At 47.5% G+C, this 17,626-nt stretch carries 14 protein-coding genes; 5 read left to right on the plus strand and 9 right to left on the minus strand.

Annotation, left to right across the window (positions count from 1 at the left end):
• Positions 1-23: 23 nt before the first annotated feature.
• A complete protein-coding gene (locus G441_RS0102260) occupies positions 24-329 on the minus strand; it encodes a hypothetical protein (protein ID WP_156896249.1) in 306 nt (101 codons plus the stop codon).
• Between the two features lie 37 nt (positions 330-366).
• Positions 367-972 carry a rhombosortase gene (rrtA, locus tag G441_RS0102265; RefSeq protein ID WP_051275273.1) on the minus strand — a complete coding sequence of 202 codons (606 nt, stop codon included), beginning with the start codon at positions 970-972 and terminating at the stop codon, positions 367-369.
• A 104-nt stretch (positions 973-1,076) separates the two neighbouring features.
• Here rrtA and G441_RS0102270 point away from each other — a divergent pair, with 104 nt between their 5' ends.
• On the plus strand, positions 1,077-1,844 hold the full coding sequence (locus G441_RS0102270; protein ID WP_026374852.1) for an enoyl-CoA hydratase: 768 nt from the start codon (positions 1,077-1,079) through the stop codon (positions 1,842-1,844).
• Positions 1,841-3,598: a gamma-glutamyltransferase gene (ggt, locus tag G441_RS0102275; protein ID WP_026374853.1), complete on the plus strand. Its 1,758-nt coding sequence runs from the start codon at positions 1,841-1,843 to the stop codon at positions 3,596-3,598. Before G441_RS0102270 ends, ggt begins: the two co-directional genes overlap by 4 nt.
• Before the next feature lie 16 nt (positions 3,599-3,614).
• Here the strand turns inward: ggt and G441_RS0102280 are convergent, their stop codons facing one another.
• Both G441_RS0102280 and cysK read right to left on the minus strand, forming a co-directional pair.
• The gene (locus tag G441_RS0102280) at positions 3,615-4,088 is read right to left on the minus strand and encodes a hypothetical protein (protein ID WP_051275274.1); all 474 of its coding nucleotides are present in this window, start codon (positions 4,086-4,088) and stop codon (positions 3,615-3,617) included.
• A 103-nt stretch (positions 4,089-4,191) separates the two neighbouring features.
• Complete coding sequence (cysK, locus tag G441_RS0102285; protein ID WP_026374855.1) at positions 4,192-5,157, minus strand: cysteine synthase A; 966 nt, start codon at positions 5,155-5,157, stop codon at positions 4,192-4,194.
• Positions 5,158-5,345: 188 nt separating this feature from the next.
• Between cysK and G441_RS0102290 the strand changes: the two genes are divergently transcribed.
• Positions 5,346-6,182, plus strand: coding sequence for an AAA family ATPase (locus G441_RS0102290; RefSeq protein WP_026374856.1), 837 nt, complete (start codon positions 5,346-5,348; stop codon positions 6,180-6,182).
• On the plus strand, positions 6,182-7,363 hold the full coding sequence (locus tag G441_RS0102295; RefSeq protein WP_026374857.1) for a vWA domain-containing protein: 1,182 nt from the start codon (positions 6,182-6,184) through the stop codon (positions 7,361-7,363). Before G441_RS0102290 ends, G441_RS0102295 begins: the two co-directional genes overlap by 1 nt.
• 40 nt (positions 7,364-7,403) lie before the next feature.
• Here G441_RS0102295 and G441_RS0102300 read toward each other — a convergent pair whose 3' ends face one another.
• Both G441_RS0102300 and G441_RS0102305 read right to left on the minus strand, forming a co-directional pair.
• Complete coding sequence (locus tag G441_RS0102300) at positions 7,404-7,808, minus strand: type 2 periplasmic-binding domain-containing protein (protein ID WP_026374858.1); 405 nt, start codon at positions 7,806-7,808, stop codon at positions 7,404-7,406.
• A gap of 11 nt (positions 7,809-7,819) precedes the next feature.
• The gene (locus tag G441_RS0102305; RefSeq protein WP_026374859.1) at positions 7,820-8,998 is read right to left on the minus strand and encodes a porin; all 1,179 of its coding nucleotides are present in this window, start codon (positions 8,996-8,998) and stop codon (positions 7,820-7,822) included.
• A 259-nt stretch (positions 8,999-9,257) separates the two neighbouring features.
• On the opposite strand from G441_RS0102305, the gene G441_RS17725 reads away from it, so the two are divergent.
• Entirely contained in the window at positions 9,258-9,971 is a 714-nt protein-coding gene (locus G441_RS17725; RefSeq protein WP_034474355.1) for a rhomboid family intramembrane serine protease, read from the plus strand.
• Here the strand turns inward: G441_RS17725 and G441_RS0102315 are convergent.
• The 3 genes from G441_RS0102315 to G441_RS0102330 form a co-directional block, all read right to left on the minus strand.
• Positions 9,968-10,414: an MOSC domain-containing protein gene (locus tag G441_RS0102315; RefSeq protein ID WP_026374860.1), complete on the minus strand. Its 447-nt coding sequence runs from the start codon at positions 10,412-10,414 to the stop codon at positions 9,968-9,970. The genes G441_RS17725 and G441_RS0102315 overlap by 4 nt on opposite strands.
• Positions 10,401-11,774 carry an MATE family efflux transporter gene (locus G441_RS0102320; protein ID WP_026374861.1) on the minus strand — a complete coding sequence of 458 codons (1,374 nt, stop codon included), beginning with the start codon at positions 11,772-11,774 and terminating at the stop codon, positions 10,401-10,403. The genes G441_RS0102315 and G441_RS0102320 overlap by 14 nt, the downstream gene beginning before the upstream one ends.
• Before the next feature lie 636 nt (positions 11,775-12,410).
• The gene (locus tag G441_RS0102330) at positions 12,411-17,279 is read right to left on the minus strand and encodes a S8 family peptidase (protein ID WP_026374863.1); all 4,869 of its coding nucleotides are present in this window, start codon (positions 17,277-17,279) and stop codon (positions 12,411-12,413) included.
• Between the last annotated feature and the right edge of the window lie 347 nt (positions 17,280-17,626).

The raw sequence follows: 17,626 nt of genomic DNA on the forward strand, positions 1-17,626 counted from the left end.
TAATGCACCTCCAGCTATTCATGTCAGGGCATTTGGTCCAGGTCATCAATAATGATGACATTTGCTCCGGCCTGATTGGCCAAACGCTGATAAATCTGAGACCCCTTCAAGTGGGCGTCGTCTTTAGTGATAATACCGATAATCAGATCGTCTGTGATCGAAGATTCCAACCCTGCCAATTTGGCAAGCGCCTCCGCATCTTCCAGCGTCAACTCAATTCGCTCTGCGCCACGATAATCGTAGACCAGTCGCTTACACTCTCTGACCTTCCGGACGAACTCAGCATCACTGTGGATATTCATAAGGTCGAGGCCGTCAATGTCTCCCATTAAGCGAAACACCACACAGTTATTTATTATCTTATATTCACTCGCCATTTTGTTTCTGTCTATTTTGACTTTGCATTGCGATAGATAACACGCCGACCATCAATCCACCCACGGCACCATATAAATGCGCGTCAGTTGCTACACTGGCGGCAATCCATTCAGCCAGCACTGCACTGGCACCATACATCTGTTCGTAGCCTATTTTTATAGCAACGCCCAGCAGCAATAGCCAGCCACTCGTCAGCTTGTGCTGAATATCAACCACCGCACCCCACACAAAAATACCATGCAAGGCGCCGGATAGGCCGACATACCAATAGATCCCCGGGTTAAATAGATATAAACCAAGTGTTGTTGCAATTGCGCAACACGTAAATATGAACATGTAACGCCGCGTCGTGTAGTAATCGCCGTGTAATGCCCACAGCAGCACCAGACCGAGTAGATTGAGCAAAAGATGATTCAGATTACTGTGCAGCAAGTTGCCTGTGATAAGACGCCACAGTTGCCAATTAGCGATTTCAGGCCGCTCATAGATGAATATGGCACCGATGAAATCTTCAGCGAAGAACAGCAGGCAAGCGACAACGGTGATAGATATTGGGCCGCAAATTTGATGTAATTGGACAGGAAATCTAAACATTTATCGGGATGTACGGACAGTTTATAACAGTCTACAAAACAACTGTCTGTAAGGGCAGGGCTAATGCCAGCATCTTTACAAAATAACATACGGGCCGAGCGACTATGAAATTAGTGACTGTCGAGACTCACGGGCGAGTGATGACGATTACCATCAACCGCGCAGACAAAAAAAATGCACTGACACAGGATATGTATCAGCAACTTGCTGAGGGATTTGAGCAGGCCGGAGAACAGAGTGCTGATATACAGGTTGTGGTGATCAAAGGTGCCGGTGACAGTTTTACGGCTGGCAATGATATCAGTGACTTTGCTAATCAAAGTGATTCTGGAAAAGTGAACGATACGGCGCGTTTTATGCGGGCGCTGATGAATTGTCCGGTACCGGTGATTGCCGAGGTACAGGGCATGGCAGTCGGCATCGGCACAACGCTGCTGCTGCATTGTGATTTTGTGTATTGCGCGAGCAATACCCGTTTCGTGCTGCCATTTATCAACCTTGCTCTGGTACCAGAATATGCCTCAAGCTATCTTCTGCCGAAGCTGGCGGGACATCCTAAAGCCAGTGAATGGCTCATGTTGGGTGAACCCTTTGGGCCACAAGATGCGCTGCAAACTGGTCTGGTCAACAAGATACTTGAGCCTGAAGAGCTGAGTCACTATGTTAAAAGCATCGCACAAAAGCTGTGTGATAAACCACGTATGGCGTTATTGCAAACCAAAGCGTTGCTGAAATACGAACAACAGCGCGTGCAGCTGCATATGGACGATGAACTGGATGTATTTATTGATGCTATGCAGTCACCACAGGCGCAGGAAGCGTTCAGTGCTTTTATTGAAAAACGTGCTGTAAATCGAGAAATTTATAAATGAAAAGGTTATTAACCTGTCTTTTACTAGGCGTTTTATCCAACCAGGTTTACGCCAGCACGCAAACCACTTCCTTGCCAAAAGAGCGGGAAGATCGGGAGCCTGAAGCAGCGACGGGTTTTGCTAAAAAGCGCGCACATGTTGCAGAAGACTACATGGTGGTGGCGGCCAATCCTTATGCATCGTGGGCCGGCAAAAACATCATCGAGCAGGGCGGTTCAGCCATTGATGCAGCTGTGGCGGTGCAAGCTATGCTTACGCTGGTGGAACCTCAGTCTTCAGGCATTGGCGGCGGCGCATTTATCCTGTACTGGGATAATGAAAATAAGGTATTGCATACTTATGATGGCCGTGAAACGGCACCTGAATCCGTAAATGCCTATTTATTTATGCAGCACGGTAAAGCGATGAAATGGCGCGAGGCAGTCGTTGGCGGTAAGTCTGTTGGCGTACCAGGCGTGCTAAAAGCGTTAGACATGGCACACCAGGAATTTGGCTCACTAAGCTGGAAGTCGCTGTTTGACGACACCATTAAACTCGCCGAGGAAGGCTTCACGGTATCAGAGCGCCTGCAAAGGCTGGTCTCTCTTGATATCCATCCTGGCCTACAGGCATTTCCGGTCAGTCATGCCTACTTTTTTCCTGGTGATAAACCGCTTAATCAGGGCGACATAAAGAAGAATCGCCGCTTGGCAAACACGTTAAGAGAAGTTGCAGCAGAGGGCGTCGAGGTCTTCTATGAGGGAAGGCTTGCAGAACGCATTTCTGATACCGTTCAAAATGCCAGCATCAACCCCGGTACCTTGTCCGCTGAAGATATAAAAGATTACCAGGCAAAGAAGCGTAATGCGGTATGTGGAAGCTATCGTACTTACCAAATCTGTGGCATGGCACCGCCCAGCGCGGGCGGGATCAATGTGCTGCAAATACTGAAAATGCTGGAAAAGTTCGAACTTCATAAGATGCAGCCCAACCAATTGGAGGCGGCCCATTTGTTCACGCAGGCCTCTAAACTAGCCTATGCTGACAGAGCAACCTACATCGCTGATACTGACTTCACGAATCTGCCATTTGGTGCATTGATCAATAATACCTATCTCAGTCGACGCGCGGAGCAGATTAGCGCGGAAAAAGACTTTGGCAAAGCGAGGGCAGGTGAGCCTTACGTGGAATCTTTTTTTACCGCCGGTATTTCTCCTGAGTTTCCTAACACCAGCCATATTTCGATCGTAGACAAAAAAGGCAATGCCGTGTCGATGACCACCAGCATTGAGTTTATGTTTGGATCTGGCTTAATGGTTGAGGGCTTCCTGCTGAATAATCAACTGACTGACTTTTCGTTTTCACCAAGCAATGGCCGGTTCCGCGTGTTAAATCGTGTCGAGCCAAATAAACGACCGCGAAGCTCGATGAGTCCAACAATGGTGTTTGACGAAAAAGGAGAACTGGTGATGGCAATCGGTTCGCCTGGCGGCAGCAGGATCATCAACTATGTCGCACAAACCATTATTGGCGTGTTGGACTGGGGACTTGATATGCAACAGGCTATCAACTTGCCCAAAATCACCAACCGCAATGATTATACGGCGCTAGAGAAAGGCACTGATGCAGAGAAGCTGAAACCTGGGCTAGAAGCGTTGGGGCACAATGTCAGAGTGATTGACTTAAACAGTGGTTTGCACGGTATTCTGATCAAAGATGGCAAGTTGATTGGCGGAGCAGATCCGCGCCGCGAGGGAGTCGCAGTAGGGCGCTAAGCCGCCCTTCGCTGACTTACATGAACGGGTCAGCGCGGACTTCGTCGACACGCCACTTGCCGCTTTCTCTGATCAATTCAACTGTTCTGAGATCATCGATCTTATCGTCATTGTAGTATCCGGTGAAGAACAGCGTGATGACGGCAGATTTAGCAAACTCATTACGTCCTACGTTATCGCCAGAGTCTGGCATGATTTCAACACTGTCATAGGACAGATTCAGCACGTGACGCTGCACGTTTCTGTTGGTGTGGTAGGACTTGAGCAAACGTTGCATACGCTCGGTGCTGAATTCCAATGCGCCGTCCAGGTTGTCATCCAGGAAAATACTTTCAAAGAATTTTACCGCAGCAAATTCAGGCGTATTGGGGTCCATCATGCCGTACTTGCCTGCGCCTTCGCCGGCTTTATATTCACTACAGGCGGCAAGCAAAACGCAGCAAATCAGCGAGATAAAAAGAGTGTGGGTGCGTCGCAGCGATAACGTCATCGTAATACAGCTCTAACAACTACAAGATGGCCAGTCTGCTACGGTGCGTTTAAAAAGTAAAGGGAGGCATTGTGCCTCCCTTTCACTAGCGAGATAAGTTTACTTACTGCACTTCTTCGGCGTCAGAAAACTTGCCTGCAAACATCGGGCTGGACAGGTAACGTTCCGTTCCGCTTGCAAGGATCACCACGACAATTTTGTCTTTGTTCTCTGGCCGCTCGGCAACGCGCTTGGCTGCAACAACTGCCGCGCCAGATGAAATCCCGGCCAGAATACCTTCTTCAACCATCAGGCGATGTGCCATTTCCATACAGTCTTCATTACTGACCTGTTGCACTTCGTCAATCAGGCTTAAATCAAGGTTGCCCGGAATGAAGCCTGCACCAATCCCCTGAATTTTATGCGGCCCTGGCGTGAGCTCCTCACCGGCCATGGCCTGGGTGATCACCGGAGAATCAGTTGGCTCAACTGCGACAGCATGAATCGCTTTGCCTTGGGTGTTTTTAATATAACGAGTGGTGCCGGTAATGGTACCGCCCGTACCTACGCCAGCAACGAAAATATCTATCTTACCGTCGGTATCCTGCCAGATCTCTGGCCCGGTTGTTTTCTCGTGGATTTCTGGGTTGGCAGGGTTGTCGAACTGTTGCAACAGCACGTATTTATCCGGATTAGACGCGACAATTTCCTGTGCTTTGGCAACCGCGCCTTTCATACCCTTAGGTGCTTCCGTCAGGACCAGGTTGGCGCCTAACGATTTAAGCAGCTTACGACGCTCCAGACTCATACTGCTGGGCATAGTCAGAGTCAGTTTATAGCCTCTTGATGCCGCGACAAAAGCCAATGCGATGCCGGTGTTACCACTTGTTGGCTCAACCAGCTCTTTATCTTTGGTGAGTACACCGCGTTTTTCAGCGTCCCAAATCATGTTGGCACCAATGCGGCACTTTACACTGAAGCTTGGGTTACGGGCTTCTATCTTTGCATACACATTACCGCTGGTGACACGGTTCAGTTTTACCAGTGGTGTATTACCGATGGATAACGAGTTGTCTTCGTAAACGCGCATAAGATTTCCTTTATTAGAGCATTGGCAATGTGACTTGAGGTGTTATACCGTCTTTCTGAGTAAACTGACCAGTCATATTGCACGTAATAGCAACGGTAGTATGGTTAGGCCAGACGCACTAAATTCAAAGTGCTTTTCGCTATATCATATTGTGTTTATTTACTTTAGCTAAACAAATGAGGTTTTACATGGGTTTTACCGGTACGCAAAATTATATCGCCAGTAGAGAGCTTCAGCTCGCTGTAAACGCAGCCATTACGTTACAGCGGCCGTTGCTGATAAAAGGTGAGCCCGGCACCGGAAAAACCATGCTGGCGGAAGAATTGGCTCGAAGTCTTGATACAGATCTTATTCAGTGGCACATCAAATCCACCACTAAGGCACAGCAAGGTCTGTATGAATATGATGCGGTATCGCGGTTACGTGATTCCCAATTAGGGGATGAGCGGGTGCACGACATTCGTAACTACATAGTCAAAGGCAAACTGTGGGAAGCGTTTCAGGCAGACAAGCGACCGGTACTGTTGATTGACGAAATAGATAAGGCGGATATTGAGTTTCCTAATGACCTGCTGCTGGAGCTGGATAAGATGGAGTTCTACGTATACGAGACGCAGGAACACATCAAGGCAACACAGCGCCCAATCGTCATCATCACCTCAAATAATGAAAAAGAACTGCCTGACGCCTTTCTGCGTCGCTGCTTTTTCCACTATATCCAGTTTCCCGATCAGGAAGAAATGCGCCAAATTGTTGATGTTCATTTTCCCGATCTCAAACCTAAATTGTTGGAAGCGGCGTTAACGTCATTCTTTAACTTGCGTGACGTTCCTGGGTTAAAGAAAAAACCGTCAACCTCTGAACTTATTGACTGGTTGAAGCTGCTGGTTGCCGAAGATATTCCACCTGAGGCGTTACAAAATAAAGATGACAAAGCCAGCATACCGCCGTTATATGGGGCGCTTTTGAAAAACGAACAAGACATTCATCTGTTTGAAAAGCTGATATTCATGGCTCGTCGATAATGCTGGTTGATTTCTTTTTTAAACTGCGGGAATACCAGGTCAGCTGCAGTTTGCGAGAGCTGTTGGATTTATTGGCAGCACTTGAGCAGCAGGTTGTGTTTGCGGACATGGAAGACTTCTACTTCCTGGCACGCACGACGCTGGTAAAAGACGAAACCCAGTACGATAAATTTGATCGTGCCTTTGCTGATTATTTTGAAGGGGTGTCGAGCATTGACCTGTTCGGTAAAGAGATCCCGAAAGACTGGCTCGATAATGCGTTAGAACGTCTGTTTAGTGAAGAAGAGAGACAACAGATTCAAAAGATTGGTGATCTGAACAAGCTCATGGAAACACTCAAACAGCGCCTGGAAGAACAGGAAAAACGTCATCAGGGCGGTAACAAATGGATAGGGACGGGCGGTACGTCGCCATTTGGTGCCAATGGCTACAACCCTGAAGGGGTACGCATTGGACAAAACGGCAACCGTCAATTCTCTGCGGCTAAAGTCTGGGACAAGCGTGAGTTTCGCAATTTATCCAGTGATGTTGATCTTGGTACGCGCAACATCAAAGTGGCGTTGCGTAAGTTACGCAAATTCGCTCGCACGGGTGCAAGTGAAGAGCTGGATATGGCGCAAACTGTCGGTAGCACCGCCAAAAATGGTGGCCTGCTGGATATCAGGATGGTTCCGGAGAGACATAACGCCGTTAAAGTACTGATGTTCTTTGACGTGGGTGGCTCAATGGATGCGCACATCAAAGCCTGTGAAGAGCTGTTTTCCGCCGTGCACACCGAATTTAAATATCTCGAGTACTTTTATTTTCATAATTGTATTTACGACGGTGTATGGAAAGACAATAAACGTCGGGAAAAAGCCACCACACCGGTGTGGGACATCATTCATAAGTATGGTAAAGACTATAAGGTCATTATTGTCGGTGACGCCACTATGGGCCCGTACGAGATCACCTACCCGGGCGGCAGTGTCGAAGGCTGGAATGAGGAACCGGGCTCTGTCTGGATGCAGCGTTTGCTCAACCATTTTAGTCATGCGATATGGCTTAATCCACAGGACAGCCAGTACTGGCGTTATTACGCGTCAATTGGCATCATGCAGGAATTGATGCACGACAGAATGTACCCACTTACGTTGGAAGGTCTCTCAGACGGGATAAAAGCGCTGTCTAAAAAGCATTAAAAAAAGGGGCTGAATCAGCCCCTTGAACTCTCGTGTTGACCTAAAAAGTACCAATCACTTTCACAGAGCCGTCTGCATCGCCCGTAATATAACCAATTGCATTGGGGTTACTGGCTACAGCCTGAAGCATAGCGGCGTCATTGTCGACCGTCGGTGGCGGTGTGCCTTTTCCGGTAAACAGCAGTTTCGACCAGTAGGCCTTGACCTGGCTGTCTGATTTACTCAGTACCGCGTCGTTAAAAACACTTTGTCCATCAGAGCCGTCTGCTAAATTAATCGGCTCGGCACTTGTTCCACCTGGGAAGGATTTGTCTTTACCCAGAAACAGACGTTTTATTGTGCTCTCGTCTATGCTGTCAGCATTTGATGGATGAACAATCACACTGACTGCCGCGGTAGCGTTAAGCGCCCAGCTGGCGAGTAGGCAAAGTAAGAACTTTTTCATGATCGCCCTCCTTAAAAAATCAGATCAACAGCAACGCTGATCAGGTCAGCGTCATTATTGTTATTAAAGTCGTCCGTTACGCTGCTGTACTGCATTTTAAAGGCCGCGTTAGTGTGAAAATCATACCTGAAGCCAACACTGACGATTTGTGTATCTTCTCGATTGATTTGTGCCAGCAGACCCTGCGCAGCCAAATTAATAGGGACGCCATCAAACGGTGTACCCACAGGAGGAATAGCCGTGCCTGGTAAGCTTGATGTTATTCCGGGCTCCGCATCGACAGTAAGGTTTTCCAACTGTACGTACGGCGTAATAGTGTCAAACCGGTATCCGGCACTGACGTACCAGGCATCGCGGGATTCTTCAATAAACGAGTCATCTGCACCCCAGGTAGAATACTCTGACGTCAGCAGAAAATTGTTGTAGTCGATGTTAAAACCAAACCCGAAGAAAGAGCCTGCATCATCGTTAGCGCGCAGTTTATCTACTGAACTAGCCGGCACGCCTAATTGCTGCAGCAAATTGCTAAAGTCGTTAACAGGTGCCAGTGGAATAGTAATGTCGCCGCGCAGATAGCTGGCGTAGACGTTAAACCAGTCATAGGTGGCATTCACATTAAGGCCCAGCATGTTATCAACATCAGCCTGTGTTGGCATTACGTTGGCGAATACCGTGTCACTCAGGCTACCCGCAGTGAAGTTAAGCAGTACATCCCAGTCGCCAACCATGGTGGTATGCAATACGCTGATCCCTTCATAGTTTGCAAAGGGCAGGTTATACATGGCACTAGAGGGACGAACCCACGGATAGGCATAGCCGACATCCAGAAAGTCACTGTATAGATAAAGCGGTATGCGCAGTCTGCCAGCCCTGATAGTCGTTGCATCTGTCATCTCGTAAGATAAATACGCCCAGGCAAACTCGGTATCAAAGTCTTCACTTCCTTGAGACAGGATCTGCGCGGTGGCGGTTAGCCCGTCAGACAGGTCAGCCGACACCTGTAACGCAAAGAGGGTTTCAGGTTTAAACGATATATCACTGTCATAACCCAGGTAGGTTTCGTTATCGCTCAATGTCATACCACCTGCTATAGAGGCAAAACCATTGAATCTGAGATCAGCAAAAGCCGAACTGCTAGCTACTATAGCGGCCAGCGATAGTGCAATGGCGCTAATTTGATTACATTTCATGGTAGGCAGATTCCTCTTTAATGACTGCAAATAAAGCGTAGTCAAAATTTCATTAAATAGCTGAATTTTAGAAGATTATTTATTTGGCGCGAATTCTAGGCTTTGCTTTAAAAGTCGCCATTAGACGAAATGATAATTATATGTATACAAAAATATACCAAGGTAGTGCATAGCATACGGTTTACCGTATTTCTCTGAAATGTTTGCTTTTTAGCAAATCACCCAAATGTAATAGTTATTGAAATTAGCTGAGATAAACGTGCAGGCCTCAAAAGTATCGTTATCCCGTTCCGTTCTCTTTTCACTGCTAATGGTGAGTGTGCTGTGGGTGATAAAGTCATCTGAGCTGATGTTTCATGTCGATTTGTCAGGGTTAGGATTACAGCCCCTGGTGGTAAGCGATCTGTGGAGTATTTTTACCGCGCCTATTGTACATGCCTCGCTGGAGCACCTGTTCAACAACACCTTGCCACTGTTATTACTGCTGGCTTTTCTTCATTACGGTTACCCTAACAGTCGCTGGAAAGTGATTGGCACCGTGTGGGTGTTATCCGGTATTGGGGTGTGGCTGTTTGCACGCGAAGCAAATCACTTGGGCGCCAGTGGCATCAATCATGGGGTGTTCTTTTTCTTGTTTGTGGTCAGCCTTTTTCGCCGCGATAAAAGCTCAATCGCGATCATGATGATTGCGTTCTTTATGTATGGCGGCATGACCATGACGATTTTCCCGCGCGAGGAGCATATATCGTTCGAGTATCACTTCTTTGGTGCGGTGGCAGGCACGCTAGCCGCGTTACTGTGGCGACATGCCGACCCGATGCCAGAAGTGAAGCGATATGATTGGGAGAGGGAAGAGCCTGATGATGACGACCCTGTGATTGGTGATGAATGGCAGTTGTCGGAGCATCAATCAAGCTGGCGTGACAGTGAGCGACATTGTCAAACCGAGCGAGTTGATCGCACATTGCATTAAGAAGCTGGCACAACCTCTACACTGTCACCGACGCGTACTTCGCCACCTTGCAAAATACGACAGGTAACACCGCCTCGCCACGCTGGCGTCAGGGCTTTTCTTAGGCCCGGCACCTGCTCATCCATTTTGTGACAGGGATCGGTTTCACCGGTGATTTGCAGTTTAACTGAGCCCAACTGAACAATATTCCCTACCAGGTTTTCATTACAGATGATCCCGTCAACCAAAAAGTTGGCGCGTCTGACTGTCCAGGGGATCTCTGATAAATTAAGTGCATCGCACGCATCCTGCCACTGTTGCTTACTTAGAATAGTGACCTGACGTTTACCCGGACGTCGGCGGATATCACCTTCAAGACCGGATTCGGCATTAACAGTAACCTGTTCTGTGGTTTGCATCGGCGCACCACGAGAGGAACGAAAAGCGATATCAAGCAACTTCATGGCCTACTTCCTTTTCACTATGTGTATGACGTTGAACGTAAAGCAGTCTAAGACCCAGTAATACAGCGGCGGTACTTAATCCAACGATGAAACCAATCCAGAACCCCTTAGCCTGCATCGGTGACACGACCCAGTCTGTTAAAGCCAGTATACACCCCGTAGGCAGACCAACCAGCCAATAGGAAATAAAGGTCAGATAAAACATTGCTTTGGTATCTTTGAAACCGCGCAGAAGACCGGCTGATATCACTTGTATCGCATCTGAAAACTGAAATAACGCCGCCATTAACATTAGCGTGGCCGCCAGCTCGATAACCTCGTTGTTCTCCGTGTACAGTGAAGCAATAGGGTAGCGCAACAAAATAGTTAACACGGCTGATGCGACAGCGATAACAATACCAATTAACAGGGCGCTGCGTATTGCCACGCGTGAGCCGGGCAAGCCGACTTCACCCAATAAATAACCCACTCGTATTGTTGCCGCCATACCTATGCTTAGCGGCAACATAAACATTAAAGAAGAAAAGTTAAGCGCAACTTGATGGGCCGCAACAACCGTGGCACCGAAAGGGGAAAGGAGCAGTGCGACGACGCCAAACAGCGTGACTTCGAAAAAAATAGTAAAGGCAATCGGCACACCTACAGCATAGGTTTCACGCATGGTTGACCAAGAGGGGCGGGACCAGGGCCGAAAAAACGAAAACGCGTTAAGCGCTGGAGCACGCACAACATAAACCGCAAAGGCACATGCCATAGCAAGAAACACCAATGATGTTGCTATTCCACAACCTGCACCGCCTAGAGCGGGCAAGCCTAACTTTCCATAAATAAGAATGTAATTGGCTGGGATATTAACGAGCAGGCCAAGTAACATTATAAGCATGCTGGGCATCGTTATTGACAGCCCCTCACACAGATTACGAAGCGCCTGATATGCGATAAACGCGGGCGTGCCATACAGAATAAACTGGGTATAACGCACGGTAATATCGCGCAGCGTTGGTTCCATGTCTATCAGCGAAAACAGCCATGGCACAGCCGCACTAAGCCCGAGCGCAAATAAACCAAGGGGCAGGGCGGTATACACACATTGTTGGAACGCATAGGGTATATCGCCCGACTTCTTTGCACCATGCAAACGCGACACAATGGGAGCCAGTGCAAGCAGAATACCCTGTAGGAAAAATAACACTGGCATGGTTATGCTGAAACCGACCGCCACTGCTGCCATATCCACAGCACTATAGCGACCTGCCATAATCGTATCTGATACGCCCATCAGAGTTTGCATCACCTGCGCAGCCAGAAGAGGCCAGGCGATGTTACTGAGTTTTTTTATTTCGGTTAGGACTTGGGACACATGACACAACCGCTGAATTTTATGGGCGCATGTTAGCTTAAAAGATCATGGTTCGCATGAGCAAAATGCGTTAGATGTAAAAAATCACAATGATTTCATAACGTTGTTCAATTAACACTTTCACCGTAAGTTAAAACTTCTAATACGTGGATAAGCTCTTCACCTTTTAGAAGAGTAAACACAGCAGTGCAATTTTTTAGGTAACACCCGAAAATAGAACGTAAAGCGAGATGAAGCTTTTCATCAGTTATGCTTTCATTTAGGCATGAAGTTTTGTTCTGATCAATTTCCGAATCGTCGACATACGTCATGGCAGCATAGAGGTAGCAAAATTCTTCACTTCTATTGAAGAGTACTTTGAGGTTACGCTTTTTTAGTATTAGGTTTTGTTCAGAGGAACTTAGTAACTGAAAATTGAACATTTCATAGAAAATGTAATTTATCGATTCACTAGTTAACCTAGATCTCTTGAATCTTTCTAAACCTGTCTTTGGGAATTGAATCACTGTTCCATTAGCCATAATTTACCCGATATATAAAACCACTCCATACCAATTAACAATACTTGGATATTTCGTTTTTTCCAAAAAAAAGAGCCACGAATGTGGCTCTTTTTATTCTTGCTATGAGAAATGCTTAGTGCAGAGTTCTGCGTCTACGCATTGCAATCAGAGGTAGCAGTAACAGGGCAATCAGACCCATTGAACCGCTCTTCTTATTACGTACTGTCACGGTTACCGTTTCGCTAACCATATTCAGTCCATCAGATGCCTCGATAACGAACGATACAGTTGTATCTTCGTTAGTGCCAGGCGCTGTGGTGGACAGTGAAGATGTCATCGCACCGTCAATATAAACGGTTACGTCATCACCTTCAGGGTCGCTTGTAGTGACCGAGATGAATATGCGGTCGCCTTCATCTACAGCAGATGGTGCGCTGATATTCAACGATGGTGCCAGGTTGTTCATGACCATAACATTAGCAACAGCGGTGTTGCTGTTACCGTTGCTGTCAGTCGCAGTCATTTCAAGCACAATCATGGTGTCTTCGGTCACTTCAGGAGCGATCAGTTTCGCCTCTGCAAGACCATTACCCGCGATTACCGCTGCTGGACCGTCTACCTGAGTCCATACGATGTCATAGTCGTCACCGTTGGGTTCAGTTACAGAACCAGGCAAGCTGAGTTCGCGTGTTTCAATCACCATCATTTCAGCAGTCGCTTCGCCACCGATAGTCACGATAGGCGCACCTTCAACTTCAACGTTGGCGTTCACTTCAGAAGCAACAGCTGCAGTCCACTCATTATCTGGCAATGAAGACATCGCTAGCAGTTGCAGAGGACCGCCCAGGTTATCTTCAGTGATTTCAACAGTGAATGACAGAGGAGTAGGCTCATCTGGCACATCCTGCAGATAGAAGCACACTTGCAGACCATCTTGAGCGTCAGCACCAATGTCGCCTATGCTCGGATTATCAACGCCAAAGTAGGGAACGTAATGCGTTGTTAGTCCAGATTCTCCGCTCATATCCTCATAACCGATGGTTGTGGGGATCTGAGTTGGGAAGTAATGCTCCATGTTGTCATAGCTGAAGATTATATTCGGAGCTGTGGTTCCAGCGTTGTTAATAAATACAACTTGGAAGTCAGCAATATCATCTACACCAAATACGGTCTTCATGTTGTCCCATTCGATGATAGTGACATTTGGTCCCGCAGTAGCAACCGAAATACCTGAACCCTCTGCGTTATCAACGTATAGATCACGCCAGAATGGGGCTATTACGCTGTGAGGCTCATTTTCTGCATCAGGCAATAGCTGGTTAAACCAAGTCGCGCCCTGGTGTGCACCAAAGGTAATGAAACCGTTAGTGTCAATATTCAGGGCAGGATAGGCTTCACCCAGAATATTGGCAGGTACGCCAAATGTTCCGAACTCATCATCACCGGCAACGCCAGAGAATGGGATACCAAATGCTGCAAGGTCAAGATATGCACCGTTACCCTGACCAAACTCTGGGTTACGACACATTGCATCGCTCGCATTCGTCGTTACTGAATACGTAGGTGTTTTACCTAGTAATGACTCTTGCGTCTGCATCCAGCTCAACGTGTTTCCGTCAACTGTTGCAGTGCCTGGGTCGACTACAGCAACACCATCAGGCAACGTTACACTGATATCGTAAGTACGATCTTCAGCGGTAAAGTTAGCTGCTACTTCAACTGCATAGGTGATTTGGTCACCGACTTCTACACGACCGTCAGCACTACCCGTCAATCGTACGTCATCCGCTCCGCGATATGCATCGAGAGTAATCAGTCCAAGGTTAGTGGCGCTCTCAGCATCCGTACCCAGCTCAACAGCTCCGAAGTAATAATCACCTTCAGCACCGTCAGACAGGTCATATGCGAAACGCAGGTCAAAGTCAGTTAATTGAGGAATTGCTGCATCAGCAACCACACTCAAGTTATCGCCTGTTTCACCGTCAACTGTTGCGTGTACCATCTTGAAAGCATCAACTGCACCTTCAGACGAAGCAGCCCAGTTTTGAACGATAACCCAGTACATCCCTGCAGGCGGCTCAGTCACATCAACACGCTCGAAAGCAGTACCTGATGCACTAAAGGCAACGATTTCGTCTTCCGTAGGAATGCCGTCTTCGTTTGCATCAAGCAGTAACCACAAATCAAGGTCTGGCGATGCAGACTCAACAATTTCAGCTACAAAGCGCTTGGCGCCCTCAGGGATTTCAGCAGTAGTGATTGACAGACCGTCAGTCAGGTCGTCAAGGAAGTCACCATTTGCAGAATCCACTGCCAGTTCACCTTCTACTACAGACGCTTTGGTCATTCCGTAAGAAGTCGACTGGAAGTCAGTGATTTCAACAGCCTGTACGCCTGAAAGCAGGTAAGAGTCCTGGTTACGGTTGGCTTCGAAGCTAACGGTTTCTGGAATATTGCCTGTTGAAGCTATTACAGAAATCGGCATGTGTAAGTCTGGAGAGACTGCAGACGTCAGATTTAACACACCAAACGACCATTGTTCACTTGGTGCGTTAAATGCGTCAACTGTGACAGTAATTTCTTGCGACTCGCCAGAAGCAAGATCGAATGTTTCGGGAGAAACAGAAATTTCGAGTCCAGCAGTAACGGCTGCTCCGCTAACAGTCCAAGAACCATCTTTGGTCGCAGTAACAGTTCTTGTCCATGAACATACGCCTACGCAGTTACTGTTTGTCATACTAGGGAGATTAAGTGTTTTCGGATCTCCACCTTGATTTGGATCTGCGTCAGCATAATTTTGAGCTGTCTCGTCCATCACAAGGCCCGACTGAACCGCGAGGTCGACCTGAACTCGTCCAGCACCCATGTCGAACCAGTCAGCAGGCGTTACACCGTCTTCCTTCCGCATATCTGTAGATGCAGTCATCATCAGTGCAGATCGGATATTGTCAGGCGTCCATGTGGGCTGATCATTTTTGACTAGTGCAGCTGCTCCAGCGACGTGAGGTCCTGACATTGACGTTCCAGAAAGAAACGCAAAATCAGCAGGCGCAGTACCTGTAACTGTATGACCATATTGCTCATCTGAATAAGCAGCGTAAATGTTCACACCTGGGCCAGTAATTGCTGGAGTCAGTGTGTCAATTGATGCATTAGGTCCACGAGAAGAGAATCCAGCAAGATTGTCAACGCCGTCTGGATCAATCACTAGTTCGCCTTCAGCGGCCGTAATGGTTGCAGTATGGCCCTCACCAGATGCCAGCCAATCTCTTAGCATGTCTGATTGATCAGCGTCAATATGGATACCAGGAATCACATAAACATCATTAGCAATGTTATTGGCACCACCTTGTAGGTTGGCTAATACATAACCACCTGCGCCCCCATCCGCTACGTTAATAGCCTTTTGGACCCGGGCAATTGCGCCACGGTCACACACAACTATTTCACCGCTAAAAGTATTTTCGGGGAATGGTTGCAAACATTGCGCCGGATCATTATCTGGGTCATTAGGGTTTTCATAATCCCCTGCATATACGATTGATGCAGTGATACCGCCTGATGCGCTATTACCAGTAAGCGTTTCTAGCGTTGTGTCTCCACCGCTAAAATCTGTTAACTCTTTTGGATAGTCAATTGAACGTCCATGAGTGGATGCTGCAACCGCCGTGACCCATGGAGCGTGTTTCGCAGTAGTTGCTGGCTCTGGACCGCTATTACCTGCGGATTGAGCGAGGAATATCCCTGAGTTACGCGCCGCAAGCCATGCCTCGTTTAGTGCACCATTCCAAGGATAACCGCCGCCAGATATGGAGAAGTTGATAACGTCTACGATACCGGCTTCAATCGCATCTTCTACCGCAGAAACCATTGGGGTACCGTAACAACCAACATATGGGTCGCCATTGTCACCAGGTTGACATACGTGATAGGCGATAATGTTGGCATGCGGTGCTACACCTGAGATGCTCTCGAAAACAAAACCAGTCTCAAGTCCGTCACTCTGAGACGCGCCAACTTCACCATTAACTACGGGAACATCATATAAAATATTACCTGCTGCGGTGCCTGCCGTATGTGAGCCGTGACCGTTGTAGTCTTCACCGTTTTTAGGCAAGCCTGGAGGGAATACAGATTCGTCATCGTATGGGTCAACAATATCAGGGTAACTATAAACGCCTATCAGTTTATCGTTACACATTTCGGGGAAATCGCCTGCACAATCACCGAGGTAGACGCCTTCGCCCAATGGATTCGTATGGTCGAATCCATCGCCACCAACATCAGCGAAAGACGGGTGGTCACTATTGATTCCAGAATCTAAAACACCAACAACAACGCCTTCACCCAAAGCACCAACGCCACTATTGGTTGCACTACCATCCCACACGGAAGGAGCACCAATTAGGCCCGGACCAACATCTGTATCCATTTTGTACATTTTATCTCTCTCGATAAAACGCACACCTGGTACCTTCGCCAACCTAACGGCTTCGTCCTGAGTCATTTTCATCGCGAATCCATTCACCGCCAACTTGTATGTGGCTATTGGATTTGCTTTTCCTAGAACACCTTCAGCTTTCTGCAGAAAAGCTTTCTGCTGACGGTCTAGATAATTCATATAGGCCTGAACAGGCTGCGAGCTTACATCAAGTTTTTGGCTTAATTTCCCGCCTGTTCTATTCAGCAGTTCGAAATTCTTTTGTGGGTTTGTTGCCTCAAACCCCTCTACACCGCCGTCATACAATGCTACGGCTTTATCTTCTAATTGCACCAGATATACATATTCGCCGTTTGCTAAATCTTTTTCTGGTGTGAATATAGGCTTGTAACTGCCTTGTAGTGAGGGAGCGCCTTTATTAAACGATATCGCTGACGCAGCTTGCAGTGTATTCGCATCGACAGTAAACGAGTCTGTCGCTGTTGAAGCGAGTTCACTTGCGGAGTGTGCGGTCATCGACATCAGCGCTGCGGAAACGGCTAATGCCAGTTTTTGGTTCACAAGAAACCTCCGTCGTCCTAGTTTGTTGCGGGAATATTCCCCGGAATGTTTATAAGTATTGTGTTTTTTTTGATCGCGGAGGCCACACGACTAGCATCCTGCGAACTTCAAGTTTTAGCACACTTTTTTGTGCTTTGTAATGACTTTCAGGCAAATTGCTTGGGATAATTTTTATGCCTAATCACATATAAGAAAACGCTTACGTAACGATTAGTTGTAAAAGATGTGTAACTGTTCGAAAAATGTTGTCGAACGGGATTTTGCGCATGCTGGCAACGTGCGTGCGCGAATAGTTGAATTTGTTGTGATAAAGCTTTTGAGTTGTTCGGCATTAGAGGATAACCATT

It is taken from the genome of Aestuariibacter salexigens DSM 15300 (assembly GCF_000429145.1).
Classification (GTDB): Bacteria; Pseudomonadota; Gammaproteobacteria; order Enterobacterales; family Alteromonadaceae; genus Aestuariibacter; species Aestuariibacter salexigens.

Excerpts from the sequence above, each read along its gene's own strand:
- G441_RS0102260 (WP_156896249.1), bottom strand. The coding sequence starts at position 329 with ATGGGAGACATTGACGGCCTCGACCTTATGAATATCCACAGTGATGCT.
- cysK (WP_026374855.1), bottom strand. The coding sequence starts at position 5,157 with ATGCGCGTTTACGAAGACAACTCGTTATCCATCGGTAATACACCACTG.
- G441_RS0102280 (WP_051275274.1), bottom strand. The coding sequence starts at position 4,088 with ATGACGTTATCGCTGCGACGCACCCACACTCTTTTTATCTCGCTGATT.
- rrtA (WP_051275273.1), bottom strand. The coding sequence starts at position 972 with ATGTTTAGATTTCCTGTCCAATTACATCAAATTTGCGGCCCAATATCT.
- G441_RS0102290 (WP_026374856.1), top strand. The coding sequence starts at position 5,346 with ATGGGTTTTACCGGTACGCAAAATTATATCGCCAGTAGAGAGCTTCAG.
- ggt (WP_026374853.1), top strand. The coding sequence starts at position 1,841 with ATGAAAAGGTTATTAACCTGTCTTTTACTAGGCGTTTTATCCAACCAG.
- G441_RS0102300 (WP_026374858.1), bottom strand. The coding sequence starts at position 7,808 with ATGAAAAAGTTCTTACTTTGCCTACTCGCCAGCTGGGCGCTTAACGCT.
- G441_RS0102295 (WP_026374857.1), top strand. The coding sequence starts at position 6,182 with ATGCTGGTTGATTTCTTTTTTAAACTGCGGGAATACCAGGTCAGCTGC.
- G441_RS0102270 (WP_026374852.1), top strand. The coding sequence starts at position 1,077 with ATGAAATTAGTGACTGTCGAGACTCACGGGCGAGTGATGACGATTACC.
- G441_RS0102305 (WP_026374859.1), bottom strand. The coding sequence starts at position 8,998 with ATGAAATGTAATCAAATTAGCGCCATTGCACTATCGCTGGCCGCTATA.
- G441_RS0102315 (WP_026374860.1), bottom strand. The coding sequence starts at position 10,414 with ATGAAGTTGCTTGATATCGCTTTTCGTTCCTCTCGTGGTGCGCCGATG.